The sequence below is a fragment of the Bradyrhizobium sp. CIR48 genome, assembly GCF_014198315.1.
Lineage (GTDB): Bacteria > Pseudomonadota > Alphaproteobacteria > Rhizobiales > Xanthobacteraceae > Bradyrhizobium.
The window spans coordinates 233,769-251,508 of the sequence record NZ_JACIHG010000005.1 but is presented as its reverse complement, the minus strand read 5'-3'; the positions used below and the strand labels follow the sequence as shown (position 1 = coordinate 251,508).

Sequence of the window (17,740 nt, the reverse complement as noted above, 5' to 3'; positions counted from 1 at the left end):
AATGTGATCCGGAAAGATTGGTGGGCACGGCGCAAAACGCGCCTTTGCCCACCCTATGAGATTAGGGACAAGGAAACATCTGTCATGACCGACGCCGCCAACGAAGTCCTCTACACCGTCGCCGACCACATCGCGACCATCACCCTGAACGCGCCGGAGCGCATGAACACCATCTCCGGTCCGATGCTGAACGACCTCGCGCGCCTTTTGACCGAGGCCAACGAGGACAAGAATGTCCGCGTCGTCATCCTCACCGGCAAGGGCAGGGCGTTCTGCGCCGGCCTTGATCTGCGCAAGGAGCGCGACGGCAACGGCCTCAGCGCTGCGTCCTCTCCGACCACGATCAACCTGCGCAACACGCCGCCGACGGTATTGCAGGCGATGGACAAGCCGACCATCTGCGCCGTCAACGGCGGCGCGGCCGGCTATGGCATGGACACCGCGCTTGGGTGCGACATCCGCATCATGGCTGAGTCCTCGAAGCTCGCGGCCGCCTTCGTCAAGCGCGGCGTGGTGCCGGAATCCGGCGGCACATGGCTGCTGCCGCGCATGCTCGGCTGGGCCAAGGCGGCCGAGCTGATCTTCACCGGTCGCACGCTGAGCGCGCGCGAGTGCCTGGAATGGGGCCTTGCGAATGAGGTCGTGCCGGATGCCGAGCTGATGACCCGCGCCACGGCCATCGCCCGTGAGATCGCCGCCAACGCGCCGCTGGCGGTGCAGGCCTCCAAGCGCATGATGCGGATGGGTCTGAACGAGAATTTCCACGACCACGTCCACCACGTCTATCTCCAGCTCCTGCCGCTGTTCAAAACCCAGGACATGGCCGAGGGCATGAAGGCGTTCATGGAGAAGCGCGAGCCGAAATTCGAGGGGCGGTAGCCGGGGGCGTCTGGTACGCGTTGGAGTAGCAATCATCGAGCGGCTCGGCTAGGTTGGCGTTCCCACGCCAATCCCTGCGATCATCCATGCCCTCATACCGTGCCGGTTTCTTCGAAGTTCCCCATGCCGCCGTCTACGTGCTGATGACGGTGACGGTCCTCGCATCGGGGTTCTGTTTCATCCAGGCGGGCGGTCCGGCGGCGCCGGCGGAGTTGCTGTATCGCTACGGCGGCATGTATGCGACCGCGATCGCGCGGCACGAATACTGGCGTCTCGTCGCCTATGGCTTCCTGCACGTCAATTTCGTCCACCTCACCATGAACATGCTGTGCCTGGTGCTGTGGGGCGCGCATCTCGAGCGGCGGGTCGGGCCGGCCTATTTCCTTGTCATCTACCTGTGCGCGATGGTGTTCGGCGCCGTCATCGGCAATGGCATCCATTCGACGCCATATTTGACGGTCGGCGCGTCCGGCGCCACCTCAGGCATCCTCGGAGCGCTGCTCTGCCTGTGGATCCTCGGCAAGCTCGACGTCAGGTTCGACTTCTTCGCGATCAATATCGGATTGAACATCGCGTTTGCGCTCGGCAATTCGCGGATCGACTGGGGCGTGCATCTCGGTGGTTTTGCGGCCGGGCTGATCGCCTGCGCGGTGCTGGACCTGATCGAGAAAGCGAATGTGTGGGTGCTTCGCTGCAAATTTCCCGAAGCCGTGAAGGTCAATCTGACACTGCTCGGGTGCGTCGTTGCGCTGTGGGCCTGGAGCGGTCAGGCCCAGGCGATCGCAGCCGGGGGTTCTGGATGGGTCCCGGCTCTCGTCGCCGTGGTCGCGTATTGCGCCATCGTGAAGACGATTGATCTCGCACTCTCCGTCAAGAAGGGCCTTGCGATCGTCGTGGCGATTTTGGCCGGTGTGAACGCGGCCGCCGTGATGCTGTCCGGTTGGGCCCTGGCATCGTCTTGCAGCCCGCGCTGGCCCACCGGGTCTGTCCCGCTCGACAACTTACTCGCCACATTCTGCCCTAGTCCTGTTGTCATCTCGGGGCTGGCCGCGATCGGCGCCGCCGCGCTGACGCTTTGGCTCTGCTCAAAGGAGATCTCGCGCGGGATCGAGGATGTTGGGTTTGTCGGCACATCGCTGCGCGCCGAACGCAGCCGGCGTCACGGATTATGAGCTTGGAGGGGAGGGGACATCGGGGCCGTCTTAGCAGAGACAGATTTCATGCCTATATGCACGGGATCATCCACCTCCGGATCATCCCATGACCCCCGTTTCCATGCTGCTCAACATCCTCTGGATCCTCTTCGGCGGCGCCTGGATGGCGTTCGGCTGGGTGATCGCCGCGGTCATCATGGCGATCACCATCATCGGCCTGCCCTGGGCGCGGGCAGCGTTCAACATCGCCGTCTACACGCTGTTGCCGTTCGGCTCGCGGGCGGTCAGCCGCTACGACGTGACCGGTGTCGAGGATATCGGCACCGGCCCGCTCGGCGTGATCGGCAACATCATCTGGTTCGTGCTCGCCGGCTGGTGGCTGGCGCTCGGCCACTTATTGACCGCACTGGCGCTCGCGATCACCATCATCGGCATCCCCTTCGCCTGGGCCCATCTCAAGCTCGCAGGCATCGCGCTGTGGCCGATCGGCAAGGTGATCGTGCCGGCTTGAGGCCAACTCGTGGCTCGTAGGATGGGTTTCGCAAGTGCACCCCATCCTGCGCGCTGCGGACATCAATGAGCATGCTCCCTCAGGGACGAACGCGAATGATCGTATTTCCCTTGCGTCGCCCGGTCGGATTTAAGGCGGCGACCGCATCGTCGAAGGTCGAGACCTTGCCGATGTTCGTCCGCAGTCGTCCGTCCCGCGCCCGCTGGACGATCTCACTGAGTTGGGCGCGATCCGCCTCGACGACGAAGTCGACCGCCAATCCATCGGAGGGCCGCGCCTCGGCCGGCCCGACGATGGTGACCAATGTTCCTCCGGCTCGAATGCGTTCTACCGACCGCTTCTGTATGTCACCGCCGATGACATCGAACACCAGATCGACCTTGCCGACGTCTTGCAGCGAGTCTTTGTCGAGGTCGACGAACTCGTTTGCGCCCAGATCGAGCACCGTCTGACGGTCAGCGGCGCGTCCGGTGCCGATGACGTAGGCGCCGGCCTCTCGTGCGAGTTGCGTCACCATCGACCCGACTGCGCCGGCCGCGCCGTGTGCGAGGATGCTCTGCCCCGATTTGAGACGGCCATGCTGGAACAGCCCTTGCCATGCGGTCAGCCCCGAGATCGGCAGGCTCGCCCCCACTGTGAACTCGACGTCGCCCGGCAGCGGCGCAAGATTGCGCGCCTCGATCGCCACATACTCGGCCAGCGTGCCGTCGCGATACCAGTCCGCCAGGCCGAACACCCGCTGTCCCAACACCAGCCCTGTCGTTCCATAGCCAAGAGCAGTGACCACTCCGGCCAGCTCGTGTCCAGGGATCGATGGTGTTCGGTCGCGATCGAGGCGATCAGTCCAGGTCGAAGGCCACGTCAGCTCAGTCGGGACGAATCCCGACGCATGAACCTGAACCACGACGTCGTTTATCGCAGCCTGCGGCTCGGGCCGGTCCACCAGCTTCATCCCCGCCGTTCCCGCGGCCTGTTCCGTTACAACGATCGCCTTCATTGGATTGTCTCCTCAGTCATTGTCTCTTGACGCAACGGTTGCAGTCAGTGTGAGCCGCGACGGCTATCCACAAACTGCCAGACAGTGTGGAAGTGTCCGCGATTTGCATTGACCGGGGCTCCCACTGAGACTGCCGATCGGGATCGCTTCGTTCGTGGTACTAGCAGTTAGATGCGTCACGCCTGGTCATGAGACCAGTACCAAGATTGCAAAATTCGGCTGTACCAAGGGCCATTGAGACGGCGGACAGATTGAGCTCGCAGGATGGTAGAGCGCGAGCGAAACCCATCAACCCGACTGTCGATGACGAAGCATGATGGGTTTCGCAAGGGCTCTACCCATTCTACGCGCTGATCGGTAACATCATCTGGTTCGTGCTCGCCGGCTGGCGCACTGGCGCTCGCGACCACCATCATCGGCATTCCCTTCGCCTGGGCCCATCTCAAGCTCGCAGGCATCGCGCTCTGGCCGATCGGCAAGGTGATCGTGCCGGCTTGAGGTGCGGACCCGGACCAGCCATCGCTGATGGCAGGAAATTTCTGGACTATTCGATCACGTCGTCGCCTCGGCAAGCGCTAAAGGCGCGACCGTCAATCCGAGTGTTTAACGGTCTTCTGGTTGGCGGCGAAACCGAAAACCGTCGTTAGCTTTATTGATATTGCCGGGCCATGAGGCGCGGCTGCAGCAGTAATCGATGTGCAATGTCCGCCCATTGGGAACGATGGGCAACCTTGGCTCGAATGCGGGGGGGCGGGAGTCCTGCCATCTCGATCTAACCCGGAGTTGCGCCGACGGGGTCGAGCCTACAGCACGTCAAGAGCGAGCTTACCAAGTAGCAGAAGCCTAGCTTGAACAAGCTAGACCAAACGCGGTTACCGGCGATAGCGGTCGGAGTTTCTTATTCTGCAAACTTTGCTAGCTGCTGGGGGCCTATCAAGCCAATGCGTCGCGGCTTGAATATCGAACATCTCAGACTTCGGTCCGAATTCTACGACAGTCTCTTGTTTAGCCCCGCATAACGTTTCGGGCTAAAAACGTAGGTTTGCCTCGACAAGTCAACACGCTCTAGTCTCGCGCCAAACCTACGAAATATCTGGGAGCACGTACGGCTGATAGCTCCGAGCAAGATGAGCCCTTCCTGAGTGAAGGTTTCCGAAAGCTTTGCGATCAAGTGCAAATCTGCGGCCAGCTTTCTGCAGGAAAAAGCCAGCCGACCTAACACTTGATGCCGGTCACTCGTTGAAACCGACGGTAACGAAAAGATTCTCAAAAAGGTGTCGGCAATAAGCGCTTCTGTAACGAGCCCGTGTAATGCAACTCCGAATGGCCGCGTATCGGCGCTGTCTATGCCTAAACTACAGATCGGTGCACGCTCAGAAATAAAGCAATAGCGGTTCTGTTGCGACATTAGGATAGAGAACAAGGCGTGGCCTGCTTGATGGACGAATTCTTCAATCAGATGGAATTCATCACCTGCTTTTGTAAATCGAATGAAAACAGTTCCGTGAGCCCGAGTATCGTAAAAAGAATTCCTGTCGCTCCCGCAGAAAAGAAGAACCGAAGCCGTGACATCTGTTAGCATGCTCAAAACAGAGGCCTTTTCTAGAAGGGAAGTGGCCCGCGTGAGCAGACGGCGATCTTTTATCGATCGAGATACCCTAGCCTGTGGATTGTCGGCCCAGAAAAGCATTCTGTATGCTGCGGGGATTCGTTCGAGGACTTCGATTTCTCGGGAAACGAGGACAGGTGGTACATACACTGAGGGTACTGTTGGTGAAATGATATGCGGCTTTGGAAGTAAATTGACCAAGACCGTTCGAGATCGAGTTAGCTTTGGTGCACGCAAATAGCCCATAGTAGGTAGATCAATCGCACCCTCGAAACACTTGGCTTCGATTTGTTTTCGCTCCCCGAACGGCAATAGCGCTTGGGCAGGAGTGTAATGGCGACGAACCCTGGAACTTGAAACGTATGACTGCAACATCGGCATAGGCCTGTCGCTTACGATATCGGCATGCCGATCGTTTGGTACTAAGGCGCGAAGAACGTACACGGTCCGCAGACGCTGCTCGGCGACAATCCGGCAGCGCTGCGTTTGAAAATACCCTAACGCATCCAAGAAAGTACCTATCGCTTGGAGATTTCAAGCATCTTGTCGAGCTTCTTGAAGACAGGCACCAACTCCGGGATCCAAATTCCTTTCGTTTCATATAGCCAAGTGTGACATGCCTCATAGCCTTTGAGAGTGCCTAGCATTTTTCGTATTTCTGTCTGCACTTCGGGAGTTAGTTTGGATGTTGAGCGTTTAGTTGGCGGCTTCTTGGCTGTTCTGCTGGTAGCCATCGTATACTCCTTCCCTTTGTTGTGCACCTTTAAGGTGCGGTTATCGATTTTACACCATTACATGGTTCTGTCAAAAAATTGAGAGCGCAGCATCTCCGGGAGCTTTGCATTCCGCACAGTGCGACCGTGCCGCAATCACTCCTCATATCTCCCTTTGTAGTCGTTCGCTGACCTCCGCTCGAATTTTCCGCAGGTGGCTCAAAGCCGCCGATCGCAAGTTGGCCCAAGGAGATTTGCGGATCGTCAGTTTCATTGCAGTTTGATCGCCAGAGTTGGCTGACGGGCCGATTTGGCGCCGCTCGCCGGTTTCGCTGCTTGGGCCCTTAACCCAACCCCTCGCGCTACCCGTCGGGCAAAACACACCACATGCAGGTCAAGGAGCGGCGCTGCAAAATGTTCTGATTGACCGAATTGGCTATTTCGGCTAAACCGCATTCCATCCTGGCCCGTCAAAAGGGGCGTTTCGCGATCGTCACGATACGTAGGCCGGGATGCGATGGACGCGGCAGCGCCGGCGCGTGAGGTGATGGCAGGGCGGGCAAATCCCGTGAGCCATCGCGATCCGCGGCACGACACGGCGCGGTCACAGCGTTTCTTTACGGCGTTGGGGGCGAGCACGCGCGAGCTTCCGGCTGTCCGGGAAGGACGTCCGCGGACGGCAAAAGCGTGTGGTCCTGACGCCCGGGGTCTGTGCGTCAAGGCTTGCGGTGATGAAGCGGCCCAACCGGGCGCGCACATCAGTCATCTGCAAGACGACGGGGGCAATAGTGCATCGCTCCCCGGGGAGAGCGCGCCATAAGCCGTAAAACCATTGCGCAGGGAAGGCCGGGATGTCCCGGCGTCACCTGTGGTCACCCCGCGTGCGTCTTGTCGCGTGCGGACCTTCGGGTGCCAGCCGGCGCCCGGCCTTCCCTGCGCCCTTTGTTCTCGATGAGGGCGAAACGGACAGCAAAGCTCGGGCGGAATACGCCGCGAGAAGGCGAAGGCGTGCTTATCGGTACAAAGAGAAAGCTCTCGTGCCCCGGACGCAGCGAGCGCGACGCGTCTTCGCGGCGTGGTGCGCTGCTGAGCCGGGGCCCGGAAGGCGGCAGGGACGGTGTGGCTTTTGGGGTCCCGGCTCTGCGCAGCAACGCTTAAGCGTCCGGGACACGAGCGTGGCCGCCAGTTTGCACCGCTCCAACTTCGTCTTGCACTGCGGTAGAAAAATATCGCACACTCCGCTGGGCCGAGGAGCCCAGGAAGCTCTTCAAGGGAGCTCTTGAAGAGGAGCGAGCCATGTCCCTTCAGACCATATCATCCGACAGCGCTGAACATCGCGCCAATCGCCCTGAGGACGCCCAGGCGCTGGAGGCCGATGCGCGGCTGCGGGACGACATCCGCCTGCTCGGGCGCATCCTCGGCGACACCGTGCGCGATCAGGAGGGCGCCGATGTGTTCGATCTGGTCGAGCGCATCCGGCAGACCTCGATCCGGTTCCACCGCGACGAGGACCGGCTCGCCCGCCGCGAGCTCGAGCAGATCCTCGACAGCATGTCGACCTCCGAGACGGTGCGGATCGTCCGCGCCTTCAGCTATTTCTCCCACCTCGCCAATATCGCCGAGGATCAGAACAACATCCGCCAGATGCGCGCCCGAAGCGCCGCGAAGAACGGCGGCTCCGGCGTGCTGGCGGAAACGCTCGCCCATGCCCGGGACGCCGGCATCAAGCCCGATCAACTCCGCAGCTTCTTCAAGTCCGCGCTGGTGAGCCCGGTCCTGACCGCGCATCCGACCGAGGTGCGCCGCAAGAGCACCATGGACCGCGAGATGGAAGTCGCAGGCCTGCTCGACCGCCGCGAGCGCGTCGCGCTGACCGCGGAGGAGGCCGATGCCAGCGACGAGCAGCTTCGCCGCGAGGTGCTGACGCTGTGGCAGACCAATCTGCTGCGCCGGACCAAGCTCAACGTGCTCGACGAGGTCGCCAACGGCCTGTCGTTCTATGATTACACCTTCCTGCGCGAGGTGCCGCGGCTGGTCAACGCGCTGGAGGACCGGCTGGAGGAGGGCGGCGAGCAGGCCGCCTCCGAGCTCGCCTCGTTCCTGCGGATGGGCAGCTGGATCGGCGGCGACCGCGACGGCAATCCCTTCGTCACTGCCGACGTGATGCGCGGCACGCTGCGTCTGCAGTCGAGCCGGGTGATGCAGTTCTATCTGAACGAGCTGCACGTGCTCGGCTCGGAATTGTCGATCGCCGCGCATCTTGCCGACGTCTCGGAAGAGCTGCGCAACCTGGCGGAGCGCTCGCCGGATACCTCGCCGCACCGGAGCGGCGAGCCTTATCGTCTGGCGGTCTCCGGCATCTATGCGCGCTTGACCGCGACGGCCGAAAAGCTCGCGGTCGAGATCACGCGCCGGCCGGTCGGAAAGGGGGCGCCATATGCGAGCGTGAAGGAGCTGCAGGCCGATCTCGATGTGCTGCACCGCTCGCTGATCTCCAACAATGCCCGCGTCATCGCCCGCGGCCGGCTGCGGCTGCTGCGGCGCGCAGTGGATTGCTTCGGCTTCCATCTCGCGCGCCTCGACATCCGCCAGAACTCGGCGGTGCACGAACGCACCATCGCCGAGCTGATGGACGCCGCCAATCCCGGCATGTCCTATCTCGCGCTCGGCGAAGAGGCGCGCATCTCGCTACTCACCAACGAGCTGCGCTCGACGCGCGCGCTGGTCTCGCCGTTCGTCAAGTACAGCGACGAGACCATGGGCGAGCTCAACGTCTTCCATGCTGCCGCTGAAGCGCATGCGATGTTCGGCTCGGACGCCATTCCCCAATGCATCATCTCGATGTGCAAGGGCATGTCCGACATGCTCGAGGTCGCGGTGCTGCTCAAGGAGGTCGGCCTCGTCCATCCCTCCGGGCGCAGCGCCATCAACATCGTGCCGCTGTTCGAAACCATCGAGGATCTGCAGGCCTCCAGCGGCATCATGGACCGCATGCTGTCGCTGCACGATTACCGCCGCCTCGTCGACAGCCGCGGCAGCGTGCAGGAGGTCATGCTCGGCTATTCCGACAGCAACAAGGACGGCGGCTTCGTCACCTCGGGCTGGGAGCTCTACAAGGCCGAGATCGGTCTCGTCGACGTGTTCGAGCGGCATCACGTGCGGCTGCGCCTGTTCCACGGCCGCGGCGGCTCGGTCGGCCGCGGCGGCGGGCCGAGCTATGACGCCATCATCGCGCAGCCCGGCGGCGCGGTGAACGGCCAGATCCGCATCACCGAGCAGGGCGAGATCATCTCGTCGAAATATTCCAACGCCGAAGTCGGCCGCAACAATCTGGAGATCCTCGCCGCCGCAACGCTGGAGGCGAGCCTGCTCAATCCGCGCCAGAGCGCGCCGCGCCGCGAATATCTCACCGCGATGGATGAATTGTCGAACCTCGCGTTTAGAGCTTATCGCGGCCTCGTCTATGAGACCGACGGTTTCGTCGACTATTTCTGGGCCTCCACCGTCATCAACGAGATCGCGACGCTGAACATCGGCAGCCGTCCGGCCTCGCGCAAGAAGACGCGTGCGATCGAAGACCTGCGCGCGATTCCCTGGGTATTCTCCTGGGCGCAATGCCGCCTGATGCTGCCGGGCTGGTACGGCTTTGGCAGCGCGGTCGAGCAGTGGATCGCGGAGCATCCGCAACAGGGCATGCCGTTCCTGAAAGAGCTCTACAGGGAATGGCCGTTCTTCCGCATGCTGCTCTCGAACATGGACATGGTGCTCGCGAAAAGCTCGATCGCAATCGCCTCGCGCTATGCCGAGCTGGTGCCCGACGAGTCCTTGCGCGAGAAGATATTCGGCCGCATCCGCCGCGAATGGCATTCCTGCATCGAGACGCTCTTGGATATCATGGGCCAGGACCGCTTACTGCAAGGCAACCCGTTGCTGGAGCGCTCGGTGCGCCACCGCTTCCCCTATCTCGACCCGCTCAACCACGTGCAGGTCGAGCTGTTGAAGGAGCACCGCGCGCAGAACCCGGACGAGCAGGTGCTGCGCGGGATTCAGCTGACCATCAATGGTATTTCGGCGGGGCTGCGGAATACGGGGTAAATGCGAATGGCGAATAGGGAGTAGCGAATGGATCTATTCGCCATTCGCCACCCACCATTCGCCTATCTCAACAGAAATGCGCGCCTTGCGTCTCCACATAGACTGCGTAGAGCGACTGGCTCGCGGTCATGAACAGGCGGTTGCGCTTCTTGCCGCCGAAGCAGACATTGGCGCAGGTCTCGGGCAGCAGGATCTGTCCGATGCGCGCGCCGTCGTTCGGCGCGAACACCTGCACGCCGTCATAGCCGGGACCGACCCAGCCGGCGCCGACCCAGATGTTGCCCTCGGTGTCGACGCGCAATCCGTCGGGGAAGCCCGACTTGCCGTCGAGCGTCATGTCGATCAGCTTCTTCGGGTTCGACAGTTTGGCGCCGTCGATGTCGTAGGACCACACCACGTTCTTGGCCTCAGGGTAATGCGTGATGCCGGTGTCGCAGACATAGAGCTTCTTGTAGTCGTGGCTGAAGGCGATGCCGTTCGGCTTGAACGGCTCGTCCGCGACCTTGGCCACCTGTCCGGTCTGGGCGTCTATGCGATAGACGGCTTCCTTCTGGTGCGGCTGCAGCGAGCCGGTATTGGCCAGCTTGCCCTCGTAGATGCTGATCGCGCCGTAGCCGGGATCGGTGAACCAGATCGACTTGTCGTTGGGATGCACCACCATGTCGTTGGGGCCGTTAAGCGGCTTGCCACCGGCCTGCTCGGCCAGCGCCGTCACCGAGCCGTCGTGCTCATAGCGGATGAGGCGCGTGCGCTCGGCGCTGAGCTGGCGTCCCTCTGTGTCGAACGAATTGCCGTTGGCCTCGTTCGACGGCTTGTGGAACTGCTCGGAGATGTGGCCATCGTCGTCGAGGTAGCGCAGCTGCCGGTTGGCGGGGATATCGCTCCAGACTAGATATTGTCCCTGCGCATTCCACGCCGGCCCCTCCGCCCACAGGCAACCGGTGTAGAGCCGCTTGATCGCGGTGTTGCCGACCTTGGCCTTGAAGCGCTTGGGGTCGATGGCGATGATGTCGGGGTCGGGATAGCGCTGCGGCTCGGCATTGGCGCCGAAGTCGCGGGCGTCGGCTCGCGAGGCGAGGACAGTGGATGCGGCGAGAGCCGCCGTGCCTTTGAGCAGCGTGCGGCGGCCGAGGCCGCCCGTTACAGAGGTGTCGTCGGAGTTGGTCAGTGTTCTTGTCATGGTTTCCTCCCAAAGTTTCGTTGGGAGGACACCATTCGCCCGCAATCGGGCGTAAACCGGGGCGATCTCCGGCCGAGACAACCGGAGATCGCAGGGCAGGGATGCCGGAAATGCGGCTAGACGGGATCCCAGGTGAAGATGTCGGCGGAGCGGTCCAGCTCGTAGAACGAGCCCTTCAGCGCCGGCATGCCATGTTCCGCGATCGACTGCGGCGTCCAGCCTTCGCTCCGCTGCACCGAGCGGATCGGACGGTTCTGGCTGAACAGGAAGATCTCGTTCATGCGCACGCCAAAGATCTGCCCGGTGACGTCCTTGGCGGCATCGGAGATCAGATAGCCGCAGAGCGGGGCGATCTTTTCCGGGCCCATCTGCTTGATCTTCTCGACCCGCGCCTTCTCGGCCTCAGTCTCGGTCGGAATGGTGCCGATCATGCGCGTCCAGGCGAACGGCGAGACGCAGTTGGAGCGGACATTGAAACGGCCCATGTCGAGCGCGATGGATTTGGAGAGGCCGACGATGCCGAGCTTGGCGGCGGCGTAATTGGCCTGGCCGAAATTGCCGATCAGGCCCGAGGTCGAGGTGAAGTGCACGAAGGAGCCCGACTCCTGCTCGCGAAAGATTCGCGCGGCGGCGTGGCTGACGTAGAACGAGCCCATCAGATGCACCTTGATGACGGCCTCGAACGCCTCCACGCTCATCTTGTGGAAGATCATGTCACGCAGGATGCCGGCATTGTTGACGACGCCGTCGAGCCGGCCGAAATGATCGGTCGCGGTCTTCACGATCTTGCTGGCGGGGATCGCTTCAGCCACCGACTCGAAATTGGCAACCGCGGTGCCGCCGCGCTTCTTGATTTCCTCGACCACCTCCTCGGCGGGCGCCGCGTTCGAACCGGCGCCATCCGAGGCTCCACCGGGATCGTTGACCACGACCTTGGCGCCTTCCGCCGCACAAAGCAGCGCGATCTCGCGACCGATGCCGCGGCCAGCGCCGGTGACGATGATGACCTTGTCCTGCAGTGATTTAGTCATGGGATGCCTCCTGTTGTGCCCGTCATTCCGGGATGGTGCGAAGCACCAGACCCGGAATCTCGAGATTCCGAGTCGCGCTGCGCGCGCCCGGAATGACGGTGCCTTACCTCTCGTTCGTAAACACGATCGTGCCACTTGCCGCGAACATGCCGCCGACGCCGTGGCACACCGAAATCTTCGCGTTCGGCACCTGCGCCGGCGCGATGCCGCGCATCTGGCGCACGCTCTCCTGCAGCGCGTACATGCCGTACATGCCCGAATGCATGTAGCTCAATCCGCCGCCATTGGTGTTGAGCGGCAGCTTCCCGCCGGGCCGGGTGTTGCCGTCGGCAATGAACTTGCCGGTCTCCTCATGCGGCATGAAGCCGAGGTCGCCGAGGCCGAACAGCGGCAGATGCGCGAACGCATCGTAGATCATGAGGTGGTCGACGTCCTTGTGGGCGATGCCGGCTTCCTTGAACGCGAGGGGGCCTGCGGTCTTGAACGCGCGCGAGGAGTTGAAGGTCTCCATCTGGCTGACCATCGGCGTCTCCACGCTCTCGCCGGTGCCCATGATGTAGACGGGCTTGCGCGGAAAATCCCTGGCGCGATCGGCCGAGGTCAGGATCAGCGCGCCGCCGCCGTCGGTGACGAGGCAGCATTGCAGCAGGCGGAACGGATAGGCGATCATGCGCGAATTGAGCACGTCGGCGACCGTGATCGGATCCTTCATCATCGCGCGCGGATTCTTCGCGGCCCATTCCCGCTGCACCACCGCGACCGCGGCGAGCTGCTCATGCGTGATGCCGTAGGTCTTCATGAAACGCAGCACGGGAATCGGGAACATGCTCGGCGGCCCGTAGACCCCGAACGGCGCCTCGAACTGGCCTTGCAGGCTGTCGGCGGGGATCGAGCGCGGCGCCTTGCCGATCATCGACTTGCCGCTCTCGGCGTGCGTGATCAGCACGGTCTTGCACAGGCCCGCCTCAATCGCCGCCGCGGCATGACGAACGTGCAGCATGAAGGAGCAGCCGCCGACCGAGGTGCCGTCCACCCAGGTCGGCTTGATGCCGAGATAGTGGCAGACCTGCTGCGGCGTCTCGACCGCGGTGGCAAAGCCGTCGATGTCGGAGAGCTTCAGTCCGGCGTCGGCGATGGCGTTGAGCGCCGCATCCGCGTGCAGCTGGAGCTGCGAGGCGTTCGGGATGACGCCAAGTTCGGTGGTCTCGGCCGCGCCGACGACGGCAACCTGGTTTCTGCGCATGGTCTACCCCTTCGCCGGACGAAACACGGGGAGGGTGATCTTGTCGTCGAGCGCCTGGAAGGCGACCTCGAGCTTCATGTCGAGCTCGAGCGCCTCGGGCGTCTGCGGACAGTCGATGATGTTGCTCATCATCCGCGGTCCCTCGGCAAGCTCCACCACTGCGATCGCATAAGGCGGCGTGAAGCCGGGCGCGGCTGGGCGGTGGTTGATCACGTAGCTGTAGAGGAAGCCTTTGCCGCTCGCCTTGAAGATGCTGACCTTGCGCGAGGCGCAGGATGGGCAGAACGGGCGCGGCGGGAAGTAGACTTGCGCGCAGGCGTCGCAGCGCTGCAGGCGCAATTCGCCCGCCTTCGTGCCGTCCCAGAAATGCTGGGTCTCCGGCGTCGGTTTCGGTCGCGCCCGTTGCGGTTCGGCCATGTCGGAACGCCCTCCCAGAAAGCAAATCTTGATAGGGCAGGCTTCACGCCCGCCCGTTTCGATCTTGATGCGACAATCGACCATGGGGCGTCAACGGTCCAGCAATACGCATGCATGCCATCATGCGCACAATGCTTGTGTCGAACTGAGGCAGCGCTATAGATTGCGCGCGACAATATTCCGTGAGACAGACATGCCCGAATTTCCGACGCTGGCGAAGCTCGCCGAAGACCTCGAAAGCGGCCGCACCACCGCCCGCAAGCTGGTCGAAGCCTGCATCGCCAGGATCGCCGATCCCGCCGGGGAGGGCCAGCGCACCTTCCTCCATGTCGACAAGGACGCCGCGCTCGCCGCGGCCGACGCGATGGACGGCTTGCGCAAGGCCAAGGCGGCACCATCGCGCTATGCCGGCATCCCGATCTCGATCAAGGATCTGTTCGACATCAAGGGCCAGGTGACGCGCGCCGGGTCGCGCGCGCTCGACGATTCGCCGCCGGCCGAGCAGGATGCGGCGACGGTGGCGCGGCTGCGCAGGGCCGGCTTCGTCGTGATCGGGCGCACCAACATGACCGAGTTCGCCTATTCCGGCATCGGCATCAATCCGCATTACGGCACGCCGAAGGGGGCCTGGAACAGGGCCGAAGGCCACGTGCCGGGCGGCTCCTCCGCGGGCGCGGCGGTGTCCGTGCTCGACGGCATGGCACACGGCGCGCTCGGCACCGACACCGGCGGCTCCTGCCGCATTCCGGCCGCCTTCAACGGCATCGTCGGCTACAAGCCGACGCAGCGGCGCGTGCCGCTCGATGGCTCCGTGCCGCTGTCGTTCTCGCTCGACAGCATCGGGCCGCTGGCACGATCGGTCAGTTGCTGTGCCATACTCGACGCCGTGCTCGCGAACGAGCCGATCGCCCCGCTGAAGCCGCGTCCGATCCAGGGCATGCGACTGGCGGTGCCGACCACAATCGCGCTCGACGATCTCGACGCTGAGGTGGCCGAGACGTTCGAACGCGCCCTGAAAACGCTTTCCGATCACGGTGCCATCATCGAGCGCATCGAGATGGCGGAGTTTCATGACATCGGCCCGATGAACGCCAAGGGGGGCTTTGCCGCGTCCGAGAGCTACGCCTGGCACCGCTATCTCATCACGGCCAAGGGCGATGTTTATGACCCCCGTGTCTCGGTCCGCATCATGCGCGGCGAGGCGCAGAGCGCGGCCGACTACATCGATCTCCTCAACGAGCGTCGCTCGCTGATCGCCCGCGTCAACGCGCGCATTGCGCCCTATGATGCGCTGGTGCTGCCGACCACGCCCAACACGCCGCCGAAGATCGCCGACCTTGCCGATGACAAGGCGTTCACGCGCGAGAACATCCGCGCACTGCGCAACTGCACCCTGATCAACATGATCGACGGCTGCGCCATCTCGCTGCCGGCGCATCGCCAGGGCGACGTCCCGGTCGGCCTGATGCTGGCGGGCGCGGGCGGAACGGACCATCGTATTTTCGAACTTGCTGCCGGCATGGAGGCCGTCATTCGTGTTTGACCTGACTTTCACCGTCGATGCCCAGGACACCACCACGCCGCTGACGCTCGCGATCGACCAGATGGTCATTGCCGGCTGGACCGGCCGCGATCCCGTCGCGCGTGACAAGCACATCGCCGAGCTGCAGGAGATGGGCATCGCCCCGCCGGCCTCGACGCCGATCTACTACCGCGCCTCGGCGCGGCGGCTGACCCAGGAAGACAGCATCGAATGCACCGGCGGGGATTCCTCCGGCGAGGTCGAGTTCGTGCTGATCGGCTGGCAGGGCCGCATCTTCGTCGGCTGCGGCTCCGACCACACCGACCGCAAGGTCGAGGCCTACAACGTCACCGTGTCCAAGCAGATGTGCGACAAGCCGATCTCCTCCACGCTGTGGGAGCTCGAAGACGTCATCGGCCATTGGGACAAGATGATCCTGCGCTCCTATGCCACGATCAAGGGCGAGCGCGTGCTCTACCAGGAGGGCACGCTGGACGCGATGCTGCCGGTGAACGACCTGATCGCGCGCGGCTTCGAAGGAGGAAAATTCCCCGACGGTTGCGCCATGTTCGGCGGCACGTTTGCAGCCAAGGGCGGCATCCGCCCGGCGGAGCGCTTCGATTTCGAGCTGGAAGACCCCGTGCTGAAGCGGACGATCAAGCATGGCTATGACGTGGCGACGTTGCCGGTGAGAGGCTAGCTCCACAAGCGATGGTCCCGTAGGTTGGGCAAAGCGACTTGTCCGCCATAGCTCGAAGAGCGACGGCGGAAGCGTGCCCACGTCTTGCCAAGACGTGGGCACGGCGCAAGGGCGCCTTTGCCCACCCTACGAGACTGGTCTGCTTGATTTCCGCTGTCGCTCTTCCCTTGCAATGACGGGGAGACAGTCGTCGGAAATCGGGTGGCGGGGTGAACGCCGGACTGCGAAGGTGATTGTTATGACAATGACCGCACGTAAAACGGCCCAACCCTCCGGTCCCGACCTCGCCGCCCACGTCGACGCCCTCGACTGGCCGCAGATCACGGCCGAACTCGAGGCCCAGGGCTGCGCCGTCCTGAAGGGCCTGTTGACGCCGGACCAGTGCCGCGCGATTGCCGCGCTCTACCCGGACGACACGCAGTTTCGCAGCCGCATCGTCATGGGCCGCCACGGCTTCGGCCGCGGCGAGTACAAATATTTCGCCTATCCGCTGCCGGATCTGATCGCGCAGCTGCGCCCGGCGCTCTACACGCATTTGCAAGGCGTCGCCAATCGCTGGAACGAGGCGATGGGGATCGACATTCGCTATCCCGCCGCGCATGCCGCGTTCCTCAAGCGCTGCCACGAGGCCGGGCAGGCGCGGCCGACGCCGCTGCTGCTGCAATATGAGGCGGGCGACTACAATTGCCTGCACCAGGACCTCTATGGCGAGCACGTGTTCCCGCTGCAGGTCGCGATCCTGCTCTCCGAGCCGGGCCGCGACTTCAGCGGCGGCGAATTCGTGCTGACCGAGCAACGGCCGCGCATGCAGTCGCGGGCCGAGGTGGTGCCGCTGGCGCAGGGCGACGCCGTCGCCTTCGCTGTGCATCACCGCCCGGTACAGGGGACACGCGGCACTTACCGCGTTAATCTGCGCCATGGCGTCAGCCGCATCAGGTCCGGCCAGCGCCACACGTTGGGTGTAATTTTCCACGATGCCAAATGAGTGCTGCGATTGACGGCTGATCTGTTCGACAGTGTTGCCGAGGCGCAGCCGTCGCGCGAGGTGATCGCTGACGGTGCCTTGCTGCTGCGCGGCTTCGTCAAGCCGATCGAGACCGAGCTGATCGCCGCCGTGCGCGCGATCGTGGCGCAGTCGCCGTTCCGTCGCATGACCACGCCCGGTGGTCATCTGATGTCGGTGGCGATGACCAATTGCGGCGAGCGTGGCTGGATCACCGATCACACCGGCTATCGCTACGACCCCATCGATCCGCGCACCAGCGCGCCATGGCCCGAAATGCCGCCGGTGCTCCGCGATCTCGCCCGCCGCGCGGCGGAGCAGGGCGGCTTTCAAAACTTCGCGCCCGATGCCTGCCTCGTTAACCGCTACGAGCCCGGCACGCGGCTGTCGCTGCATCAGGACAAGGACGAGCTGGATTATTCGGCGCCGATCGTCTCGGTCTCGCTCGGATTGCCCGCGACCTTCCTGTTCGGCGGCCTGGCGCGCGCCGACAAGCCGCGCCGCTTCCGCCTGGTGCATGGCGATGTCGTGGTCTGGGGCGGACCTAGCCGGCTTGCCTATCACGGCGTCGCGCCGCTCGCGGAAGGTGAGCATGCGCTGCTCGGGCGCAAGCGGATCAATCTGACGTTTCGCAGGACGCGGTGACCTTCCTTCTCCCCTTGTGGGAGAAGGTGCCTTCCCGAAGG

The 17,740-nt window shown here is 63.3% G+C and carries 14 protein-coding genes and 1 pseudogene; 9 read left to right on the top strand and 6 right to left on the bottom strand.

What is annotated here, in order from left to right; genetic code table 11:
• Positions 1–84 precede the first annotated feature (84 nt).
• From GGD66_RS17625 to GGD66_RS17615, 3 genes are all read left to right on the top strand, one after another.
• Complete coding sequence (locus tag GGD66_RS17625) at positions 85–879, top strand: enoyl-CoA hydratase/isomerase family protein (RefSeq protein ID WP_183258486.1); 795 nt, start codon at positions 85–87, stop codon at positions 877–879.
• Between the two features lie 86 nt (positions 880–965).
• Positions 966–2,051, top strand: a complete 1,086-nt coding sequence (locus GGD66_RS17620) for a rhomboid family intramembrane serine protease (RefSeq protein WP_183258485.1) — start codon at positions 966–968, stop codon at positions 2,049–2,051.
• A gap of 88 nt (positions 2,052–2,139) precedes the next feature.
• A complete protein-coding gene (locus tag GGD66_RS17615) occupies positions 2,140–2,544 on the top strand; it encodes a YccF domain-containing protein (protein ID WP_018315647.1) in 405 nt (134 codons plus the stop codon).
• A 79-nt stretch (positions 2,545–2,623) separates the two neighbouring features.
• Here the strand turns inward: GGD66_RS17615 and GGD66_RS17610 are convergent, their stop codons facing one another.
• Positions 2,624–3,541 carry an NADP-dependent oxidoreductase gene (locus GGD66_RS17610; RefSeq protein WP_179740078.1) on the bottom strand — a complete coding sequence of 306 codons (918 nt, stop codon included), beginning with the start codon at positions 3,539–3,541 and terminating at the stop codon, positions 2,624–2,626.
• A gap of 350 nt (positions 3,542–3,891) precedes the next feature.
• Here GGD66_RS17610 and GGD66_RS42045 point away from each other — a divergent pair.
• Positions 3,892–4,039, top strand: a pseudogene (locus GGD66_RS42045) (YccF domain-containing protein); the annotation flags it as partial.
• A gap of 1,629 nt (positions 4,040–5,668) precedes the next feature.
• Here the strand turns inward: GGD66_RS42045 and GGD66_RS17600 are convergent.
• Positions 5,669–5,884, bottom strand: a complete 216-nt coding sequence (locus GGD66_RS17600; protein ID WP_183258484.1) for a hypothetical protein — start codon at positions 5,882–5,884, stop codon at positions 5,669–5,671.
• 1,275 nt (positions 5,885–7,159) lie between these two features.
• Between GGD66_RS17600 and ppc the strand changes: the two genes are divergently transcribed.
• The gene (gene ppc, locus GGD66_RS17595) at positions 7,160–9,958 is read left to right on the top strand and encodes a phosphoenolpyruvate carboxylase (RefSeq protein ID WP_183258483.1); all 2,799 of its coding nucleotides are present in this window, start codon (positions 7,160–7,162) and stop codon (positions 9,956–9,958) included.
• A 67-nt stretch (positions 9,959–10,025) separates the two neighbouring features.
• Here ppc and GGD66_RS17590 read toward each other — a convergent pair whose 3' ends face one another.
• The 4 genes from GGD66_RS17590 to GGD66_RS17575 all read right to left on the bottom strand — a co-directional run bounded on the left by GGD66_RS17590 (position 10,026) and on the right by GGD66_RS17575 (position 13,829).
• Positions 10,026–11,138: an SMP-30/gluconolactonase/LRE family protein gene (locus tag GGD66_RS17590; protein ID WP_183237325.1), complete on the bottom strand. Its 1,113-nt coding sequence runs from the start codon at positions 11,136–11,138 to the stop codon at positions 10,026–10,028.
• Between the two features lie 116 nt (positions 11,139–11,254).
• Positions 11,255–12,169, bottom strand: coding sequence for an SDR family oxidoreductase (locus tag GGD66_RS17585; RefSeq protein ID WP_018315654.1), 915 nt, complete (start codon positions 12,167–12,169; stop codon positions 11,255–11,257).
• A 103-nt stretch (positions 12,170–12,272) separates the two neighbouring features.
• Positions 12,273–13,412 (bottom strand): thiolase C-terminal domain-containing protein, encoded by a 1,140-nt coding sequence (locus tag GGD66_RS17580; protein WP_018315655.1) that lies wholly within the window; start codon positions 13,410–13,412, stop codon positions 12,273–12,275.
• Between the two features lie 3 nt (positions 13,413–13,415).
• Positions 13,416–13,829: a Zn-ribbon domain-containing OB-fold protein gene (locus GGD66_RS17575; RefSeq protein ID WP_183258482.1), complete on the bottom strand. Its 414-nt coding sequence runs from the start codon at positions 13,827–13,829 to the stop codon at positions 13,416–13,418.
• A gap of 193 nt (positions 13,830–14,022) precedes the next feature.
• On the opposite strand from GGD66_RS17575, the gene GGD66_RS17570 reads away from it, so the two are divergent.
• From GGD66_RS17570 to alkB, 4 genes are all read left to right on the top strand, one after another.
• A complete protein-coding gene (locus tag GGD66_RS17570; RefSeq protein ID WP_183232455.1) occupies positions 14,023–15,372 on the top strand; it encodes an amidase in 1,350 nt (449 codons plus the stop codon).
• Positions 15,365–16,051 carry a DUF2848 domain-containing protein gene (locus GGD66_RS17565; RefSeq protein ID WP_183258481.1) on the top strand — a complete coding sequence of 229 codons (687 nt, stop codon included), beginning with the start codon at positions 15,365–15,367 and terminating at the stop codon, positions 16,049–16,051. The genes GGD66_RS17570 and GGD66_RS17565 overlap by 8 nt, the downstream gene beginning before the upstream one ends.
• A gap of 238 nt (positions 16,052–16,289) precedes the next feature.
• Positions 16,290–17,036 carry a 2OG-Fe(II) oxygenase gene (locus GGD66_RS17560; protein ID WP_183258480.1) on the top strand — a complete coding sequence of 249 codons (747 nt, stop codon included), beginning with the start codon at positions 16,290–16,292 and terminating at the stop codon, positions 17,034–17,036.
• A 9-nt stretch (positions 17,037–17,045) separates the two neighbouring features.
• On the top strand, positions 17,046–17,699 hold the full coding sequence (gene alkB / locus GGD66_RS17555; protein ID WP_183258479.1) for a DNA oxidative demethylase AlkB: 654 nt from the start codon (positions 17,046–17,048) through the stop codon (positions 17,697–17,699).
• Positions 17,700–17,740: the final 41 nt, after the last annotated feature.